This window comes from Neisseria musculi (assembly GCF_014297595.2).
Classification (GTDB): domain Bacteria; phylum Pseudomonadota; class Gammaproteobacteria; order Burkholderiales; family Neisseriaceae; genus Neisseria; species Neisseria musculi.
In genome coordinates this window covers 207,060-223,745 of the sequence record NZ_CP060414.2, presented here as the reverse complement: position 1 = coordinate 223,745, position 16,686 = coordinate 207,060, and the positions used below count along the sequence as shown (strand labels likewise).

At 50.5% G+C, this 16,686-nt stretch carries 17 protein-coding genes and 2 pseudogenes; 9 read left to right on the top strand and 10 right to left on the bottom strand.

The window, feature by feature from the left end; translation table 11 throughout:
- Positions 1-91: 91 nt before the first annotated feature.
- The gene (locus tag H7A79_RS01060) at positions 92-1,792 is read right to left on the bottom strand and encodes a glutamine--tRNA ligase/YqeY domain fusion protein (protein ID WP_187000786.1); all 1,701 of its coding nucleotides are present in this window, start codon (positions 1,790-1,792) and stop codon (positions 92-94) included.
- 708 nt (positions 1,793-2,500) lie between these two features.
- Here H7A79_RS01060 and H7A79_RS01055 point away from each other — a divergent pair.
- The 3 genes from H7A79_RS01055 (at position 2,501) to H7A79_RS01045 (ending at position 3,766) form a co-directional block, all read left to right on the top strand.
- A complete protein-coding gene (locus H7A79_RS01055; protein ID WP_187000785.1) occupies positions 2,501-2,653 on the top strand; it encodes a hypothetical protein in 153 nt (50 codons plus the stop codon).
- Between the two features lie 358 nt (positions 2,654-3,011).
- Complete coding sequence (locus H7A79_RS01050; protein WP_377057410.1) at positions 3,012-3,386, top strand: hypothetical protein; 375 nt, start codon at positions 3,012-3,014, stop codon at positions 3,384-3,386.
- Between the two features lie 47 nt (positions 3,387-3,433).
- The gene (locus H7A79_RS01045) at positions 3,434-3,766 is read left to right on the top strand and encodes an NGK_0946 family protein (protein WP_377057408.1); all 333 of its coding nucleotides are present in this window, start codon (positions 3,434-3,436) and stop codon (positions 3,764-3,766) included.
- 81 nt (positions 3,767-3,847) lie between these two features.
- Here H7A79_RS01045 and H7A79_RS01040 read toward each other — a convergent pair whose 3' ends face one another.
- Both H7A79_RS01040 and H7A79_RS01035 read right to left on the bottom strand, forming a co-directional pair.
- Positions 3,848-4,624: a DeoR/GlpR family DNA-binding transcription regulator gene (locus H7A79_RS01040; RefSeq protein WP_135035096.1), complete on the bottom strand. Its 777-nt coding sequence runs from the start codon at positions 4,622-4,624 to the stop codon at positions 3,848-3,850.
- Positions 4,625-4,721: 97 nt separating this feature from the next.
- Positions 4,722-5,627, bottom strand: a complete 906-nt coding sequence (locus H7A79_RS01035; RefSeq protein WP_187000784.1) for a LysO family transporter — start codon at positions 5,625-5,627, stop codon at positions 4,722-4,724.
- Positions 5,628-6,023: 396 nt separating this feature from the next.
- Here H7A79_RS01035 and H7A79_RS01030 point away from each other — a divergent pair, with 396 nt between their 5' ends.
- A complete protein-coding gene (locus H7A79_RS01030; RefSeq protein ID WP_135035102.1) occupies positions 6,024-6,161 on the top strand; it encodes a DUF3149 domain-containing protein in 138 nt (45 codons plus the stop codon).
- Positions 6,162-6,739: 578 nt separating this feature from the next.
- On the opposite strand, the gene H7A79_RS01025 is transcribed toward H7A79_RS01030, so the two are convergent.
- From H7A79_RS01025 to H7A79_RS15145, 4 genes and pseudogenes are all read right to left on the bottom strand, one after another.
- On the bottom strand, positions 6,740-7,183 hold the full coding sequence (locus tag H7A79_RS01025; protein WP_187000783.1) for a phage virion morphogenesis protein: 444 nt from the start codon (positions 7,181-7,183) through the stop codon (positions 6,740-6,742).
- Entirely contained in the window at positions 7,176-7,385 is a 210-nt protein-coding gene (locus H7A79_RS01020; protein WP_187000782.1) for a hypothetical protein, read from the bottom strand. Before H7A79_RS01020 ends, H7A79_RS01025 begins: the two co-directional genes overlap by 8 nt.
- Before the next feature lie 125 nt (positions 7,386-7,510).
- The gene (locus tag H7A79_RS15150) at positions 7,511-7,633 is read right to left on the bottom strand and encodes a hypothetical protein (protein WP_434968549.1); all 123 of its coding nucleotides are present in this window, start codon (positions 7,631-7,633) and stop codon (positions 7,511-7,513) included.
- Positions 7,609-7,777, bottom strand: a pseudogene (locus H7A79_RS15145) (IS3 family transposase); the annotation flags it as partial. The pseudogene H7A79_RS15145 and the gene H7A79_RS15150, both read right to left, overlap by 25 nt.
- Before the next feature lie 879 nt (positions 7,778-8,656).
- Between H7A79_RS15145 and H7A79_RS01010 the strand changes: the two are divergent.
- From H7A79_RS01010 to H7A79_RS00990, 5 genes and pseudogenes are all read left to right on the top strand, one after another.
- Entirely contained in the window at positions 8,657-9,598 is a 942-nt protein-coding gene (locus tag H7A79_RS01010) for a rolling circle replication-associated protein (protein WP_187001580.1), read from the top strand.
- Between the two features lie 13 nt (positions 9,599-9,611).
- The gene (locus H7A79_RS01005; protein WP_281384923.1) at positions 9,612-9,740 is read left to right on the top strand and encodes a hypothetical protein; all 129 of its coding nucleotides are present in this window, start codon (positions 9,612-9,614) and stop codon (positions 9,738-9,740) included.
- Positions 9,741-9,892: 152 nt separating this feature from the next.
- Entirely contained in the window at positions 9,893-10,117 is a 225-nt protein-coding gene (locus tag H7A79_RS01000) for a hypothetical protein (protein WP_187000500.1), read from the top strand.
- A 9-nt stretch (positions 10,118-10,126) separates the two neighbouring features.
- Positions 10,127-10,492 (top strand): hypothetical protein, encoded by a 366-nt coding sequence (locus tag H7A79_RS00995; RefSeq protein WP_187001756.1) that lies wholly within the window; start codon positions 10,127-10,129, stop codon positions 10,490-10,492.
- 239 nt (positions 10,493-10,731) lie between these two features.
- Positions 10,732-11,682 (top strand): annotated as a pseudogene (locus H7A79_RS00990) (IS110 family RNA-guided transposase).
- An 826-nt stretch (positions 11,683-12,508) separates the two neighbouring features.
- Here the strand turns inward: H7A79_RS00990 and H7A79_RS00985 are convergent.
- From H7A79_RS00985 to H7A79_RS00975, 3 genes are all read right to left on the bottom strand, one after another.
- Positions 12,509-13,087, bottom strand: coding sequence for a hypothetical protein (locus H7A79_RS00985; RefSeq protein ID WP_187000781.1), 579 nt, complete (start codon positions 13,085-13,087; stop codon positions 12,509-12,511).
- A gap of 111 nt (positions 13,088-13,198) precedes the next feature.
- On the bottom strand, positions 13,199-15,232 hold the full coding sequence (uvrB, locus tag H7A79_RS00980) for an excinuclease ABC subunit UvrB (protein ID WP_187000780.1): 2,034 nt from the start codon (positions 15,230-15,232) through the stop codon (positions 13,199-13,201).
- A gap of 527 nt (positions 15,233-15,759) precedes the next feature.
- Entirely contained in the window at positions 15,760-16,371 is a 612-nt protein-coding gene (locus H7A79_RS00975; RefSeq protein ID WP_187000779.1) for a hypothetical protein, read from the bottom strand.
- Between the last annotated feature and the right edge of the window lie 315 nt (positions 16,372-16,686).

The window sequence follows — 16,686 nt, the reverse complement described above, 5'->3', positions numbered from 1 at the left end:
ATTTCCACCCTAACTGAAATATCCTATTACTAAATATTCCATTAATATAGATGACCGCAAGCCGTCTGAAAACCATTCAGACGGCCTGTGTTTATCCATCGGTCTGTTTTTCCTGCCGGGTGTCTTTCAGGCTGACGGTGCGGTTGAACACGGGGGCATCGGGGCGGTGGTCGCGGCGGTCGGTAACGAAATAGCCCAGCCGTTCAAATTGGCGGCGGCTTTCGGGAGGCAGGCCAAGTGCGGCGGTTTCGGCGTAGGCGGTGGTTTCTTTTGCCGATTCGGGGTTGAGAAAATCGGTAAACGGCAGATAATTGCCGTCTTCGCCGCGCACGGCATCGGGGCGTTCAACGGTAAACAGGCGGTCGTAAAGGCGCACTTTGATTTCGGCGGCGTGTTCGGCGGAAACCCAGTGAATCACGCCTTTCACTTTGCGGCCTTCGGGCTTTTTGCCCAAGGTGTTGTGGTCGATGCTGCATTTGAGTTCGATGATGTTGCCGTTTTCGTCTTTCACGACTTCGTTGCACTTGATCACATAGCTGTAGCGCAGGCGCACTTCGCCGCCGGGAGTCAGACGCTGCCAGCCGGCGGGCGGGTTTTCGCTGAAGTCGCCGGCTTCGATATAGACGGTTTGCGAAATCGGAACTTCCCGCTCCCCCATTTCGGGGTGGTTGGGGTGGAACGGTGCGCTGCGGCTTTGGGTGAGGCCGTCTGAAAAATTGGTGAGTGTTACTTTAATCGGATCCAACACTGCCATCAGGCGCGGGGCGGAATTTTCCAATTCTTCGCGCACTGCGCCTTCGAGTATGCTCATATCGACTGTGTTTTCTGATTTGGAAATGCCTGCGCGCTTGGCAAACAGGCGCAGCCCTTCGGGGGGGTAGCCCCTGCGGCGCATACCGGATATGGTGGGCATACGCGGGTCGTCCCAGCCGGAAACGTGACCGTCTGAAACCAGCTGGCTGAGTTTGCGCTTGGAGGTGATGGAATATAAAAGCTCCAGGCGCGAAAATTCGTATTGGCGCGGGCGGATCGGGTGCGGCGCGGGAATATTGTCGAGCACCCAGTCGTAGAGCGGGCGGTGGGCTTCGAATTCGAGTGTGCACAGTGAATGGGTGATGCCTTCGATGGCATCGGAAACGGCATGGGTGTAGTCGTACATCGGGTAGATGCACCATTTGTCGCCGGTGTTGTGGTGGCGGGCGCGGCGGATGCGGTATATCACGGGGTCGCGCATATTCACGTTGCCCGAGGCCATGTCGATTTTCAGGCGCAGGGTTTTGCTGCCGTCGGGGAAGGCACCATCGCGCATTTTGTAAAACAAATCAAGGTTTTCTTCGATGCTGCGGTCGCGGTGGGGGCTGTTTCTGCCCGGCTCGGTGAGCGTGCCGCGGTATTGGCGCATTTCTTCTGCGGTCAAATCGTCCACATAGGCTTTTCCCTCTTTAATCAGGCCGACTGCATAATCGAAGAGTTGGTCGAAATAGTCGGAGGCATAATGCGGCCTGCCTGCCCATTCAAAGCCCAGCCATCTCACGTCTTCTTTAATCGAATCAACGTATTCCTGATTTTCTTTTTCGGGGTTGGTGTCGTCAAAACGCAGGTTGCACAGGCCGTCATAAACATAAGCCACACCGAAATTCAGGCAGATGGATTTGGCGTGGCCGATGTGCAGATAGCCGTTGGGTTCGGGCGGAAAGCGGGTGTGCACCGCGCTGTGCCGGCCGCTTTGCAGGTCGTCTTCGATGATGGTGCGGATAAAGTGGTTGTCGGCGAATTGGTCTTTGTTCATCATGGTTCAAGTTTTAAGTTGCAAGATAAAAAGGCATGCGGAATGATGGGGGATATTATACTGCCTGCGCGGCGGGATGATGCATTTTCTCCGCCCTATTTCAGCCTGCCATCAAACATCAAGGCAGAAAATAACCCTGCGGCGCGGCAGACTGCAACGGGTAAATGCTTCTGCGCAGAAACGGCAAGCCGAAATCCAACATGAAGCCGCAGGGATATCGCAACGTTTTCCCTGCAAATAAACTGACCAACCGTTGCTGCACCAACATCATCAAGCCGTCTGCAGGCCGTCTGAAACGGCCGCTGCTCTATAATTTTATACCTCGATACGCCATATCATGCCGTTTGAAACCCAATATTTCAGACGGCTTTTGGGTAGGCAACCGCAGCGTTGTTTACATTTTTCTTTTTACCCGTTTGCCTGAAAAACCCTGCCTAAATTTTCAGGCATTATCAGCAATCCGCAAAGGCACGGAGAAACCGCATGGTTTCTGCACATACGAAAAACTGCCAAACCATTGTTTGAGCAGAAAACCACGGCTGCCGGGCATAGTTTAAAGTGTAAAGAGAAAATGCAAACCGCCCGGCCTTTTCCCAATATTCAGGCCGTCTGAAACGGCCGGCCGCTCTGTATTTTATATTTCAACGCGCCGTATCGGGCCGTCTGAAAAGTTTGCATCCGGCAGGCTTTTTTCAGACGGCCTGAAGAGCCTTGCCTACATTCAAAAAACAACACAAAAATTTGTCTGCCGCTATCGGCGCGCAGGCGGAAAACCAAGCGTTTGTCGCCCAAGTGTTTGTTTTATCGATGCTTCAATATCTTCCCAAGCCTCCGCCCGCGCGGGGCAGCGCAGCGGAATCGTGAAGCCGACAGCGGCACTGCGGCTTTTCAGGCGGCAGGATATTTTTGCAAGGCCTCGGGCTGCCGGGCATACTCGGGCTGCCGGGCATAGTTTAAAGTATAAGAGAAAATGCAGGCAGCCCGGCCTTTCCCAATATTCAAGCCGTCTGAAACGGCCGGCCGCTCTGAATTTTATATTTCAATATACCGTATCAGGCCGTCTGAAAAGTTTGTATCAGGCAGGATTTTTCAGACGGCCTGATGCCTTTGCAACATTTCAAAAACACAAGAAATTTATCTGCTGTCATTTCCGCGCAAGCGGGAAGCCCGGTGTTCGGCATTCAAGCATTTTGCATCCAAAGCATTTGTAAAGGCATTGTCATTGCAACCGACTATTCGCCGGCAATATATTTACATTATTTTATTTTATTTTATTTTATTTTATTTTAAACTAGATATAAAAATTAAAGTTCTTCGATTTTTTGAAAAATTATTTTTGGAGATTTTTGTGAACAATTTGTTAATCCCCGCTTTCGCTGCCGTGCTGCTGCTTGGCGGCTGCACTTATGCCGACCAACGCTTTGTTTCCTCCCAATCCCAGCAACAGCAGCTTTATGAAAACAGGCTCGCTATCCAGAAAGCAGAGCGGGAGGAGCGGGCTGAGCGCAGAGCCGAACGCCGCGAAGAGATGATGGATGAGGCCGATGCCGTCAACCGCGCATATAAAGGGCTTAACGGAGTTTACCTTATCCGCTGATTTTTAGCTGATGTTTCGTTTTCAACCGAACCTTTCCATTTAAAGGAGTGGAAGCAATGAATAAATTAATATCCGCCTTATTTGCAGCTTGTGTTTTGGCTGCCTGCGCATCGCCGAACTCTGCCGGCAATATGGCGATCGGCGATGATTCTGCCGCCATTAAGGCGGGAAGAAACCGAATGTCTGCCGAGTTGAGCCGGTCTGAATTGGAGCAGCAGCGCCGCCAAAGAACCAACACGGCAGAGGAAATCGCTTTAGAGGAGCAAAAGCGCAGAAACAAACACGAAGGCATCAGGGATACCATGCGCACCACTTCGGGCGGCCTGGGTGTGATTAATGAGGCAATCGGCACCATACGCAACCTACGCTGGGGCTTTTAAGCGGTGGTTCTGAAATAGAACGGCAAACAGAAACAACAGGCCGTCTGAAAAACCATATTGCGTTTTCAGACGGCCTTTTCATTATTTTGCGTTATCGGCAATCAGGCATTTCACGCCTGCTTCTTCCAGCCGTTTGCACATCGCCTCATCGGGCCCCCGGTCGGTAAACACGGCATCAAATTCGCTGATGCTGCCTATGCGCACCAGCGCGTTGCGACCGAACTTGCTGTGATCCACGCCCAGATAGCAGATGCGGGCGTTGGCAATCATGGCCTGCATCACGCTGACTTCTTTATAGTCGAAATCGAGCAGCGAGCCGTCTGCATCAATGCCCGATGCGCTCAACACGGCATAATCGGTTTTAAACTGGTTGATAAAATCCACCGTTGCCACGCCGGTTACGCCGCCGTCTATCGGGCGTACCACGCCTGAAGTGATAATCACGGTGTAGTCGCTGCGCCCCGACACAATGGCCGCCACATGGATATTGTTGGTGATGATGCAGAGGTTTTTGCGCTTTTTCACCAAAGCCATCGCCACCGCTTCGATGGTGGAGCCTATGCTGAGAAACAGCGAGGCGTTATCGGGAATATGCTCGGCAATCAAATCGGCAATATGGGCTTTTTCGCTTTGCAGCTTGGCTTTTTGGGTGTTGAAATCTTCGTTTTCGAGGCTCTCGCCCAAAGTGGCGCCGCCGTGATAACGCCGCAGCAGGTTTTCTTCGCAAAGCTGGTTGATGTCGCGGCGTATGGTCTGCGGGGTAACATCAAGCTCGCGGGCGAGCTGTTCGATCGGCATAAAGCTGTGTTCGCGCACAAGGGCAATGATTTTTTCGTGTCGTCTGAGGCGTGGCGGCATGGCGTGTTCTTTATAATGTGAAATGCTGAATCTCTGTTGCTGCAAAAAACTGTCGGCGCATTGTGCCAAATTAAGCACACGGCGGCAAGCCGCCCCGCTAAAAGTGTACGCTCGAAAAAAACACCATTAAAAACGGAGCGGCAACATTGATGATAAAGCCGAAACTGATGGCCGGCGGCACCATCTCCAACCCGCCTGAGCTTTGAATCACCGGCAATGTGAAATCCAGGCTGGTGGCGCCGCCCGCACCCACCGCCGCGCCCGGGTGGCGGCGCATCAGCGCGGGAATAAATGCCAAAGCGAAAAACTCGCGCGCCAAATCGTTCAGCAGTGCAACGCTGCCCCACACGGGGCCGTAGGCCTCGGTTATCACAATGCCCGAGAGCGAATACCAGCCGAAACCGGACGCAAGCGCCAAACCCCGGCTCCACGACACTCCGGGCATCAGCGCGGCAAACAGCAGCCCGCCCAGCAGCGAAGACACGGTTGTTAAAACTGCGGTTTGCACGCCGCGCCGGTTAATCAGCACCCGGCGCAGCGTGATGCCGCTGCTGCGCAACTGTATGCCTACCAGCAACACCAGCAGCATCAGGCAATAAGTGCCCGCACGCTCAGGCGGCAGCCAATTATCCTGCAAGACTCTGCCGGCCAAGAAACCCGACACCACGCAGCTTATCTGTTTGACGCTGCCGGCAACGCCCACCCGCGCCTTTTTGCCTGCAGCTGCACTCTGCCACGGATAGCGGCGGTCGAACCACACCAACACCGCAAGGTTCAGGCCGATAACGCACACAAACAGCAAAGCCGCAGCCCCGATAATGGTGTCGATTTGAGCGCCCAGATTTTCCACCTGCGAGAGCGACACACCGATCAGCAGTAAAACCGCATACACCAACCAGGCCAGTGCCTTATCGATAATGTTCAGATAAACCTTCGGCAGATTGATAAAAAAACCGAGACAAAGCGGCAGCAGAATCAAAATCAGGGTAATCAGGCTGTTCATAAATATCCATCGGTTTCAGACGGCATCGGCAATAAGCCGGCATGATAGCTCATTCACTTCAAAATAACGACAAGGCAACGGAATGCAGGCTGCCCAAATGGCGCACCGCCGATTTTCTACTGGCCCTTTCGCGGCTGACAAAACCGTTTTCTTTAAACCAAGGTGGGGCGGTGCCGTTATTATTGTCATTATTTTAGATTCTAGATTAGATTGGCTCTACCGCTCATTGATACCGAAAACCGCCATGATAACCCCTCCCTTCCCCGCACCGCGCCGACTCTGCCAAACAGATTTCCCGGGCCGGTTTTGCTAAGATTGACCTGTGTCAAAGCCGGATAACCGTTTTAACCTATAATCGCACCTAAACTGAATAACAAACCAATCGGGGCACAAACGATGGAACTCTTAAGCGAACTGTTTAAATCGCCTGTCGGCATTTTATCTTTATTAACCATTATCTTAGTGATGGTTATCGCAACGGTTTTATTTTTTTGGGTGAAACGCCAGGCAGGCAAAAGCCCCGAAAAACAATAGTTTTATTTTTCATCTCTTTCCTCTTGATGTGTGTGTGTTTGGGTGTGGCTGTATGCCACCCCTTTTTTTGCCCGCGCATCGGAAAACTGCTAATCCATAACCGTTTATCGCCTATTTTAAAGTAACGGCAGCGGTGCCCGCCCGCTCTCACCCGCCTGCTGCCTTCCGCCCGCCGGCTGATTACTGATTTTAAACAAGCCGGCTGCCGTGAATCCACTTCCTTTCCGGTGCAAAAACAGCAAGCCGCTACAGATACGGCAAGACAAAGCGCAGCAAAACCCTAACAGAAATAACAGGATTTCACTATCGCGCCGCGTTTGCGCAGCGCACAGCCGGCAAAACACAAGGCCGTCTGAAAGCAATCCAAAACTTTCAGACGGCCGGTCATTTCATGCTGTTCTATTATTTTGCACTTTTTGCGCTTTCCGCTGAAACCAAGTGAGATAAATATATAGTGGTCTGTGAGATAAATGGGATTAGGCGGGACTGGTTGGGTTGATGTGGGATGGCGGATTTGTAATGCTGTTGCACACAGTGAAATAAAAATGAACGGGCTGATTTGGCCCGTTTTTTGATGCTCACAATCCTTTGCTGAGGGATTTTAGGGCGATGTCGAGCAGGGCAGACTCTGCTCCTTTTTGCAGTTGTCCTGCTCCGTTGATGGGCAGGTAGGGGCGCGGCTCGATTTTGACTTTCCTGCCGCGCCCGGCTTGGCCGCCTAGGTGGTGGATGGCGGCATATTTTTTATTACTGTCGATACGGGCAAAGCCGTTTCCGATCTGGGTGCTGATGCCGGCGGCGATCCGGCCGGATAATTGCAGGGTTTTGCCGCCGTTGTCGGCAACGCGCCGGCTTCTCTTCCATTTTTGCCCACCCCAGCCCTCACTTTCGAAGTTGTCTTCCGTGAGTGAGACCATTTCGGTAGCGATGGCACGCATCACGGGGCGGGTGTCGGTGGCGTTTTTCAACAGTTGGCTGAGACCGTGTTCGAGTTGACTGGCATCTAAGCTGATTTCAAGCATCTAAATCCACCAGTTTATAATTAAAAAATGCGGCGAGTTTCCGCATCATATCCAATGCTTGAAAATCGTCAATGATGACGTTGATTTCCCCGAAGTCCAACACTATGGTGTTGTCGTCTTTTAAATTTCTTTCCACATCCACACTGTCTTCAATAGTGTAGGCCGCCCGATAAATATCCCGGCTTAAGTCCAACTCTGCCATCTTTACCCTTTCAGTAAATCCAACACCCAAGCCAGCACGGCTTTGGTCAAGCTGAACTCACCCCAAAAAAGTTGGACAGCTTAACCAATCGACTCCCAAAGCCTGAATCCTGTATGGCACAGAACTCAATCCTTTTCATTCCAATTAACCCCATTATGATTGCAGTAACGGATAGATTCGCGCAAAGCCGCTTCCGGTTCGGCAGCGGAAGCGTATTTGCGCGTATGGAAACATTCCGACTTTAACATGCCGGAGAAGCTTTCCACGGCCGCATTGTCCAGACAGTTTTCCTTACGGGACATGCTCTGCACTAATCCTTTGTCTTTTAACTGCTTTTGATAAAAATCCATCTGATACTGCCAACCTTGGTCAGAATGCAGTATCGGTTTTTCAGACGGCCTTATATATTGCACCCCAACAAAAGGGGTGTATTTTTACATTCTACTCCTTTACAAATCGGAACAACCGACTTTTGAAAGGGGTCTCAAATGTCATCAGCCTGCCGTACCATCACGCCCGAACCCGAACGTTTTCCCAAATCCTGCACCGTCCGCGTATTCCGTGAGTCGAACCATGATTGCTTTGCCTGCAAACCGTCAATTTTCCTATACGAAACCCTGTCCCGCCTAATAAAACCCTGTCCGGAGCCGACACATTCGGGCGTATGGCCGTTAAGAAACTGATTGACTGTTATGATGGCAAAAGCGGGGTTTTAATTATAATAATTTTATTAATTTATTGATTATTTAAGGATTCGTGAGATGAGAAATATTTATGTGCGTATTGGTAACTCCGACCGTCCGACTTTGTGCGAAGTTGCTACCTATGACAAAGGCAGGCTGGCGGTTCGGAAAACCGGAAAAGATGGAATTTATAGCGAACTTCCGACCAGAACGGCCAAAAGCCTGAAAGATGCTGTTAAGCAGGAGCAGCGTATTTATACGATGATGTTTCAGCTTAAAACACATAGGCCGTATAGGGGTTTTGAGATGGCGTGCAGAACGTACGGAACCAAACCCGACCCCGCCCGTTTCGGCGGCGGTTGGAATCTGCAGCTAATCGAAGCCGGAAAAATCATGCTCACAAAAAACGAACCTGCAAACCCATGCCCGCATGGTTTTGGGTTTGCCGGCCAAATCCATCACGATTTGGCTTTGCCGGCCTGCAAATTAGGCGGCCAATCTTGGATTGAAGCGGGGGGTGTGTCCATGAGTACCCGCTGCTGCCCCGAATGCCGCCAGTACCGCCAAACGTCCGCTTTTTCGGGCGTTTTGGGCTGCGTCTGTGATGTATGCGCCGTAGCGGCGCAAAGCGCGAAGCGCGGCGCGCTTTCTTGTCTTAATAGTAACAACTGCATCGGGAATCATGCTGCAGGCATGAAAGGCAGTAAAAACAAGCAATTGCCAAAATTTCATGAAAGGTTTGAAAGCGAAGCGGCAAAAGAGAGCGCAAAACTGAATGTGTTTTCGACTTCGCACAAGAAATCTGCAACCGCGTTGGAATTAAACGTACACCAATTCATACAAACATTTGGCCTAAACCATGTCGGCTTTTTAACTCTAACCTTTGCCGATGACGTGCAGGACGTAAAAGAAGCCGGCCGCCGCTTTCACAGTCTGCGCACAAACTTTCTGAGTAAACATTTCAAACACTGCATCTGCGTGTATGGGCGCACCAAGAAAGGCCGTATTCACTTCCACCTAATCGTAAACACCCGTGAAGATATACGGCGAGGGCTGAACTTTGCCGCCGCCCGTGGCTACCAAAGTGCCAACCCCGCATTGCGCCGGCTTTGGAAGCGGATACGCGAAAACGTGGGCAGATACGGTTTCGGCCGCGCCGAACTGCTGCCGGTCAAAACCAACAGCAAGGGTTTGTCGCATTATGTCGCCAAGTACATTGCCAAGCATATTGACAGTCGTTTTCCCGAAGACAAGGGCTATAGGCTTATCCGCACCACCATTGACAAAAAAAGCCTTTGGAAGATTGCCACATCAAACTTTTCGTTCCGCTCTGCCGGTTCGGCCCGATGGCGGCGCAAGCTGCAAAACCGGGGTGTGGCCGTTGGGCCGTATCTCAAAAGATATGCCGTTGAAGTCAGGGGATTGGTGATACCCGATATAACCGAAGAGAATTACAACATCGTTTTAAGTGAAACCATCAGCCCCAAATGGGCATTTTTGAACCGCGGAATTATCGGAAAGCGGCCTTAAGAAAGGAAAAGCCATGAGCAACAAAACCCCAACCCCGCAGCCGCCCGTTCAAGGCATTTACATGACCGCCGCCTTTGACCACCGCATGATGGTGAGAGAGCGCAAAAACGATGACGGCAGTTACAGCAAAACCAACTCTTGACCGTGCGCGTATTCCCGTGTGCTTTTAAAGACCACGTTTACTACTCTGACGAAAGCTGAACAAAGATTCAGGGCCTGGGCGGTGTGCCTTGAATTGACCCTTTAAACACTGCCAACCTGTTTTTACTTACTAAACTTTGAAAGGAAAAAATCATGAAAAACCTGAAAGACAAAATGTACAAAGGCTTGGCCGTTGCCACAATGGCCGCCATGCCTGCCGTTGCATTGGCCGATGATGCCAATCTGCTGGAAACCATCAAAACCGAAATCAGCGGTTTGAAAGCAGGCGTTTTGGCGATTGGCGCGGTGGTAGTGGGCATCTCTATTGCCTTTGCGCTCGTGCGCATCGGCAAACGCGGTGCAGACTCTGTAGGCTAAGGTGCAGTCATGGGTTATCAGGTAGGCCGAATCTGCCATCAAACGCATGAAGAAGCAACAAACGCCGTGATGACCCAAGTTGTGCCGACAAAATACGGCAATCAGGTAAAAGTGCCGTCAAAAATTACTCAGACGGCCTGTGCCGCAATTATTGCGGGTGCAGTCGGCAGTGCAGCTTCAAAGGCCGTTGATATTTATTCTGAACAATTGGGAAGTTCGATTAAACAAGGTAATGACTTGGGTGCCGCGCATCATGCCGTTATGACGGCAGGAGCCACATTGGATAATTTGCCGGGGGTGGTGCGATTTCTTCTGTTGCCAAGGGTATCGGGCGCGGTCTCGGTACGTTGCCGTCTGAAAACGGCAGCGGTTTGAGTTTATCCGATTTGGGTGTGGAATTGAGAAAATCTGCCTCAGCCGCCGCCCAATCAGCGGCAGAAACTGCGGGAATTGCGGGGTTTGGGGCAGCGCCCCATAAAGGCATAAAGCCCCCGACTTCGCAAGTACGGCCGATGTTCAAAACATGTCCCAAAGATTGAAGCGGGGGCTTACCCCAATCATCAAGCTTGAACACTATCTAAGGCGCAAAGCCCGCATTGATAAGGTAAAACACCATGTACTTGGGAATAGACGTGAGCAAAGTAACCATAGACTGCCGTCTGATTTCAGACGGCTTTTTTTACGAACACCGATTCGGAAACAGCCCCACAGGTTAAGCCGAGCTGAAAGCATGCTAAACGGCCATAACGCCAACCCAAGCCTGCACTGCTGCTGCGAAGCAACGGGAACCTGCTATAGACCGCCGGCCGAATATCTCAACAGCCATTACAAAATGAGCGTGGACAACCCAAGAAAAATAAAAGGCTTCGCAAACGCCGTATTGCAAAGAAGCAAAACCGACAAACAAGACGCAAAACTCATCGCCCGCTACTGCAAGGCCATGAACCCCGAAACATGGCAGCCGCAGCCGTCCGAACAAAAACAGCTTCAGGAACTGACCCGCTATATAGCTCGCATCAAAAAACAACGGGCGGCAGAACTGACCAAGTATCAAACAGCCCCCAATTACTTGAAACGGCACATAAAGGCAACGATAGACTACTTGAGCCGCTATTTGCAGACGCTTAAAAAAGACTTGCAGAGCTTTTACAAAGCCAATCCCGATTACGACAAAAACCGCCAACGCCTGAAAACCATCACAGGCATAGGCGAAAACACCGCCGCCGTTTTGCTCTCGACCATAACATCACGCTTTGATACCGCTGCCCAACTGGCCGCCTATTTCGGTTTGGGTCCAAAACGGCATCAGCCGGGAACAAGCGTAAACGGCAAAGAACGGATTTCAAAGGTAGGCAAGTCCGACTTAAGGGCAGCCCTATACATGCCCGCATTGGCCGCCTACCGCATGAACGCCTTTCCCGCCTTTATCGGCCGTCTGAAAGCCGGGAAAAAACCGCCGAAACTCATCTATTGTTGCAATTATGCGAAAGCTGGTAACCATCGCTTTCTACATTTTGAAAAACCAAACGGAATACGACAAAACCCGTTACGGATTAACAGCATAAATTAACAATACCAAACAGAAAAATGCCCTACAAAAGCAGGGTACGGCTTGGTTGTTGCCGAAAGAATACATCAACGGCATTGACACTTGCACATACTATCTTGATTGCTTAAATGCTTCTTTCAATATCTTACCGACCGAATCGACAGCGCCGGGTTGTGGGATTCAGCAACCGATGATTTCTCCGTTAAACCAGTCCGTCAGCGGCAACAGTTGCGCTTTTCCCCACCGGCATCGAACCCGGCAACCGATGATTGCCTTGTTGAACCAATCCATCAGCGAAGAAAGATACAACCCCTCCCCCGCATTATTGAGCTCCGTGGCAGCCCTTACCCGTTTCCCATTTGGCTTTTCCGCCTTGAAACGGCGTTGCAGGATAGCGGCACAACGTTGCCGGCCTCTTTCGAACGGGCGATGGACGGCATTGGCACCGCCGTACCGGCCCGACACCGCCTTCAACGGCCTTGAGCGCGGGGAACGGAAACGTGAAGGAAATAATATGGCAACCCAGCCCGACACACGGTAACGAAAATCCAAAGAAAAGTGTGTGCCCCAAAGATGCACACCTTATACTTGCTTTTTAATACCTGCTTGCTTTTTGATATTTAACTTAACTGCATTCAACTTATCCAATCCTCTCGCAGTATTTTTGTATTTGAATTTTAAATTGCAATCAAACAAACTGATAATGTTAATATCATTTAGAAAAAATCTTTTGAAACCTAATGGCTGATTATGCAGCAAACAGAAAAATTGTTTCTCATCCATCATTCCTGTAAAAATTATATCCAAATAGTCAATTAACTTATCAATAACATCTTGTTTGGTTATTTCTCTCGGCCTTTTTTATTATCAGGTTTTTTAAGTATATGCAGCTCATCAATATCATCGTCATATAGGCTATCCTCCAATCTCTTTCTTTTCCATAATCTTACTGAAGATTCAGGTTTTCCGATAGGAAAAATACCAGTATCCATAACTCCGCAAATCATACCCAATAAACCTTTTACGCCAGAGTATTCTGTTTTAACAATCTTAAGGCTTCCATTCAATGTTTTTACATAAACCAAATTAAGCTTTTCCCATCGATCAGGTGTAATAACTTTAAATACCGCACCAATCAGCTCTAAATTGTTGCTTTCCAACCTTTTAACTTCTGTTGAGTATTTTTCATATTTCATACAAGGATGCGGTGTCCAGGGGATACCCAAAACATCACACCAAAAGCTCCCTCCGTTTGTTGCCCTTATAAAATATGTCTTTTTCCCGCAAATAGGGCACTTTGCTTCTCCTGCCGAAGATTTTTGTTCTATTAAAATAAAGAATTGTCTTTTACCCCTTTTGGGTGCACCACCACAAACTGCTCTACCAAAACCGGACACGACCCTTTCAGGTTTATCAATCAATTCCTTCCGAGGGTTTGATATCAAAACCCTTCTGCCATCTGATAATGTCCTTCAAACATTCATTTTCCAACTCTCTTATTAATTGAATATCAATAAACCCTACTTCAAACCCTACTCCGCTCCAAACAACAGCCCTTCTTTAATCCCCCGAATCTTATCCCTCAACACCGCCGCTTCTTCAAACTGCAAATCCCTCGCTGCCTGCTGCATCTGTTTTTCCAAACGGGTAATTTCTTTAACCGCGTCTTCTTCGGTGTGGATTTCACCCACTTTCACTTTGCCTTTCAGACGGCCTCTGCCGCTGCCTGCATCATCGTGGTACACACCATCGATGATGTCTTTCACTTTTTTATTGATCTGCTGCGGCACAATGCCGTGTTCTGCGTTGAATTTCATCTGTTTTTCTCGGCGGCGTTCGGTTTCTTCGATGGCGGCTTTCATCGAGTCGGTGATTTTGTCGGCATAGAGTATGGCAACGCCGTTTACGTTGCGGGCGGCGCGGCCTATGGTTTGGATCAGGCTGCGATGGCTGCGCAGGAAGCCTTCTTTGTCGGCATCGAGTATGGCCACCAGCGACACTTCGGGAATGTCCAAACCCTCGCGCAGCAGGTTGATGCCGACCAAAACGTCAAACAGCCCCAAGCGCAAATCGCGGATGATTTCAACGCGCTCAACGGTGTCGATGTCGCTGTGCAGGTAGCGCACTTTGATGCCCAGCTCGCTGTAATAATCGGTGAGCTGCTCGGCCATGCGTTTGGTGAGCGTGGTGACCAACACGCGCTCGCCTTTGCCGGTGCGCTCGTTGATTTCGCTGAGCAGATCGTCTACCTGGGTGGCAACGGGGCGGATGATGATTTGCGGATCAACCAGGCCGGTGGGGCGCACCACTTGTTCGACCACCCGGCCGGCGTGCTCTTCTTCGTATTTGGCGGGAGTGGCGGAAACAAAGATGGTTTGCGGCATGATTTTTTCAAATTCGTGAAATTTCAGCGGGCGGTTGTCGCGCGCAGAAGGCAGGCGAAAGCCGTAATCGACCAAATTCTGTTTGCGGCTGGCATCGCCTTTATACATTCCGCCGATTTGGCCGATGGTAACGTGGCTCTCATCAATAAACAGAATAGTGTTCGGGGGCAGGTAATCCATCAGCGTGGGCGGCGGCTCGCCCTCTTTTTTGCCGGAAAAGTGGCGCGAATAGTTTTCGATGCCTTTGCAAAAGCCCATTTCATAGAGCATTTCCAAATCGAAGCGGGTGCGCTGCTCGATGCGCTGGGTTTCCACGGGGCGGTTTTCCCGGGTGAAGAAAGCGGTGCGTTCGCGCAATTCTTCTTTAATGGATTCGCAGGCGCGCAACACGGTTTCGCGCGGGGTAACGTAGTGGCTGCCGGGAAACACCGTATAACGCCCTACCCGCTGCACCTGGCTGCCGGTGAGCGGGTCAAACAAATCCAAGCGGTCGATTTCATCGTCAAACAGGCTGATTTTGAGCGCATTGTCGGAGCTTTCGGCGGGGTAAACATCAATCACATCGCCGCGCACTCGGAACGAGCCGCGCTTGAAATCTGTTTCACCGCGCTCGTATTGCATGGAAACCAGGGTGGAAATGATGTCGTGCCGGCTGATGCTGCCGCCCTCTTTCACCGACAGCACCATTTGCTGGTATTCGGTGGGATCGCCGATACCGTATATCGCCGACACGGTGGCAACAATCACCACATCGTTGCGCGTCATCAGGTTTTTGGTGGCAGAAAGACGCATCTGCTCGATGTGTTCATTAATCGCAGAGTCTTTTTCAATAAACAAATCGCGCGATGGAACATAGGCCTCGGGTTGGTAATAATCGTAGTAAGACACGAAATATTCCACCGCATTTTCGGGAAAAAACTCACGCATCTCGGCATAAAGCTGCGCCGCCAGCGTTTTGTTGTGCGCCATGATGATGGCGGGGCGGCCACTTTTCGCAATCACGTTGGCCATGGTATAGGTTTTACCCGAGCCGGTTACGCCGAGCAGGGTTTGATAGGAAAGGCCGTCTGAAAGCCCTTCGAGCAGGCCGGCAATCGCGGCGGGCTGATCACCGGCAGGCGGGAAAGGCTGGTGCAGTTTGAAAGGGGAATCGGCATATTGAATGATTTGCGGTTCAGACATTTTCAGACGGCCTTTTAAGCTTCACAAAACAAAACAGATATTATAACAAAGGCCGTCTGAAAGCTGTTTTACGGAAAACCTATCAAATACCGTATATTGCCGACACGGTGGCAACAATCACCACATCGTTGTGCGTCATCAGGTTTTTGGTGACAGAAAGGCGCATCCTGGCAGGCCGTAGGCATTACATCAAAGCATAAGGCAAGCCCGGCCGATGCCGCGGATATTTCAAAGCGGACGACCATACCGGTTGCAGACGGCCTGCGCAATAATGCCGGGCCCCGGGCCGGCATTATTTGAAAGTTGTACAAACTCATACCCGCCCTTTCAGGCCAGAATGTCGAATCTATGCCGGCAGACACCCGAAACGAATGACCACCCTGCTACACAATTACAAAAATTGCCGGTCGCCGGAGTAAATAGAAAAAATAAATAGCAAAATGAAAACATAGCCTTCGACTTTTTCTCTATTCATAACAAAGCTCCAAAGGCCGTCTGAACGTTTTTCAGACGGCCTGTTTGATTAATCAAATGATGGGATTTTCTTGAATTGGGGTTTGGATTTCAGGCTGAAGAATATCCGGGTATACCGGGTTTTCGGGCAAAACCGGCTCTTCCGATAAGCTCAAACCGGGCTGCTCGGTTGGGGGCTGATAATGGCTGCCAAGAGCGGCCTGCCCTTGCGGCCCGGTTTCTGCATCATCCCAATCGAAACCGGCCTCTTCCAACAAACCGGGTATTTGGAGGGCGGCGGCTTCGGCAGCTGGTGTTTCGGCGGGGATTTCAAAAGGGGTTTCAACGGGTGTTTCTGCCGCTGCTTCTGCCCCGTTTTCACCTGCCGGATGTTCAGACACCTGCTGCGGAAAATCGGCGGCAATTTCCCTGCCGTTTGAAATATGGGTGTTTTCGGCATTAAGGATAAATTTGCCGTTTGAATCGATATCGCCGATCACCGCCAAATCTTCGCTGTTGATTTCGAGATTTTCAAAACGGTGGCTGCCGATCAGGGCAACGCTTTTGGCGGCAAGTTTGGTATCGCCGCTGCGGCTGTGGTTGCCGAATACAACCAAATCGGTGTTTTCTGCATGAGTGTTGCCGAAATCGAAGCGGTTGGCACCGGAGATTGCTTTATCGAACACTGCAGTATCTTTTAAACCGCCAGTCTGTAAAACTGGTTAAGGCCGTTTGAAAATCATGATGCCGTTGTTCCGCTTTATGCTGTTTGTGTATCAAGTTTCCCGTCTTGTGTTTATTTTCAGCCGGCGGGCAATATGGTGAGCGTGAATTGACTTTATTTTCCGCTACCCGACAGCAGGCTGGAAACAATACAGGCAATAGAGAACTATGGCTGCTCGGGCGGCTTGCAAAAGCTTTTTCTTCGGGCTGAAGCGTGGTAACGCCGTAACGGAAATAAAGCGGATTGACTGACGAGCCCTGTCTGGGATGGCGCAATC

What these genes read in the sequence shown, in the direction of transcription:
- H7A79_RS01030 (WP_135035102.1), top strand. Translation starts at nt 6,024, where the DNA reads ATGGAACTCTTAAGCGAACTGTTTAAATCGCCTGTCGGCATTTTATCT.
- H7A79_RS15150 (WP_434968549.1), bottom strand. Translation starts at nt 7,633, where the DNA reads ATGTTAAAGTCGGAATGTTTCCATACGCGCAAATACGCTTCCGCTGCC.
- H7A79_RS00995 (WP_187001756.1), top strand. Translation starts at nt 10,127, where the DNA reads ATGGGTTATCAGGTAGGCCGAATCTGCCATCAAACGCATGAAGAAGCA.
- H7A79_RS01060 (WP_187000786.1), bottom strand. Translation starts at nt 1,792, where the DNA reads ATGATGAACAAAGACCAATTCGCCGACAACCACTTTATCCGCACCATC.
- H7A79_RS01020 (WP_187000782.1), bottom strand. Translation starts at nt 7,385, where the DNA reads ATGGCAGAGTTGGACTTAAGCCGGGATATTTATCGGGCGGCCTACACT.
- H7A79_RS01025 (WP_187000783.1), bottom strand. Translation starts at nt 7,183, where the DNA reads ATGCTTGAAATCAGCTTAGATGCCAGTCAACTCGAACACGGTCTCAGC.
- H7A79_RS01005 (WP_281384923.1), top strand. Translation starts at nt 9,612, where the DNA reads ATGAGCAACAAAACCCCAACCCCGCAGCCGCCCGTTCAAGGCATTTAC.
- H7A79_RS01040 (WP_135035096.1), bottom strand. Translation starts at nt 4,624, where the DNA reads ATGCCGCCACGCCTCAGACGACACGAAAAAATCATTGCCCTTGTGCGC.
- uvrB (WP_187000780.1), bottom strand. Translation starts at nt 15,232, where the DNA reads ATGTCTGAACCGCAAATCATTCAATATGCCGATTCCCCTTTCAAACTG.
- H7A79_RS01035 (WP_187000784.1), bottom strand. Translation starts at nt 5,627, where the DNA reads ATGAACAGCCTGATTACCCTGATTTTGATTCTGCTGCCGCTTTGTCTC.
- H7A79_RS01000 (WP_187000500.1), top strand. Translation starts at nt 9,893, where the DNA reads ATGAAAAACCTGAAAGACAAAATGTACAAAGGCTTGGCCGTTGCCACA.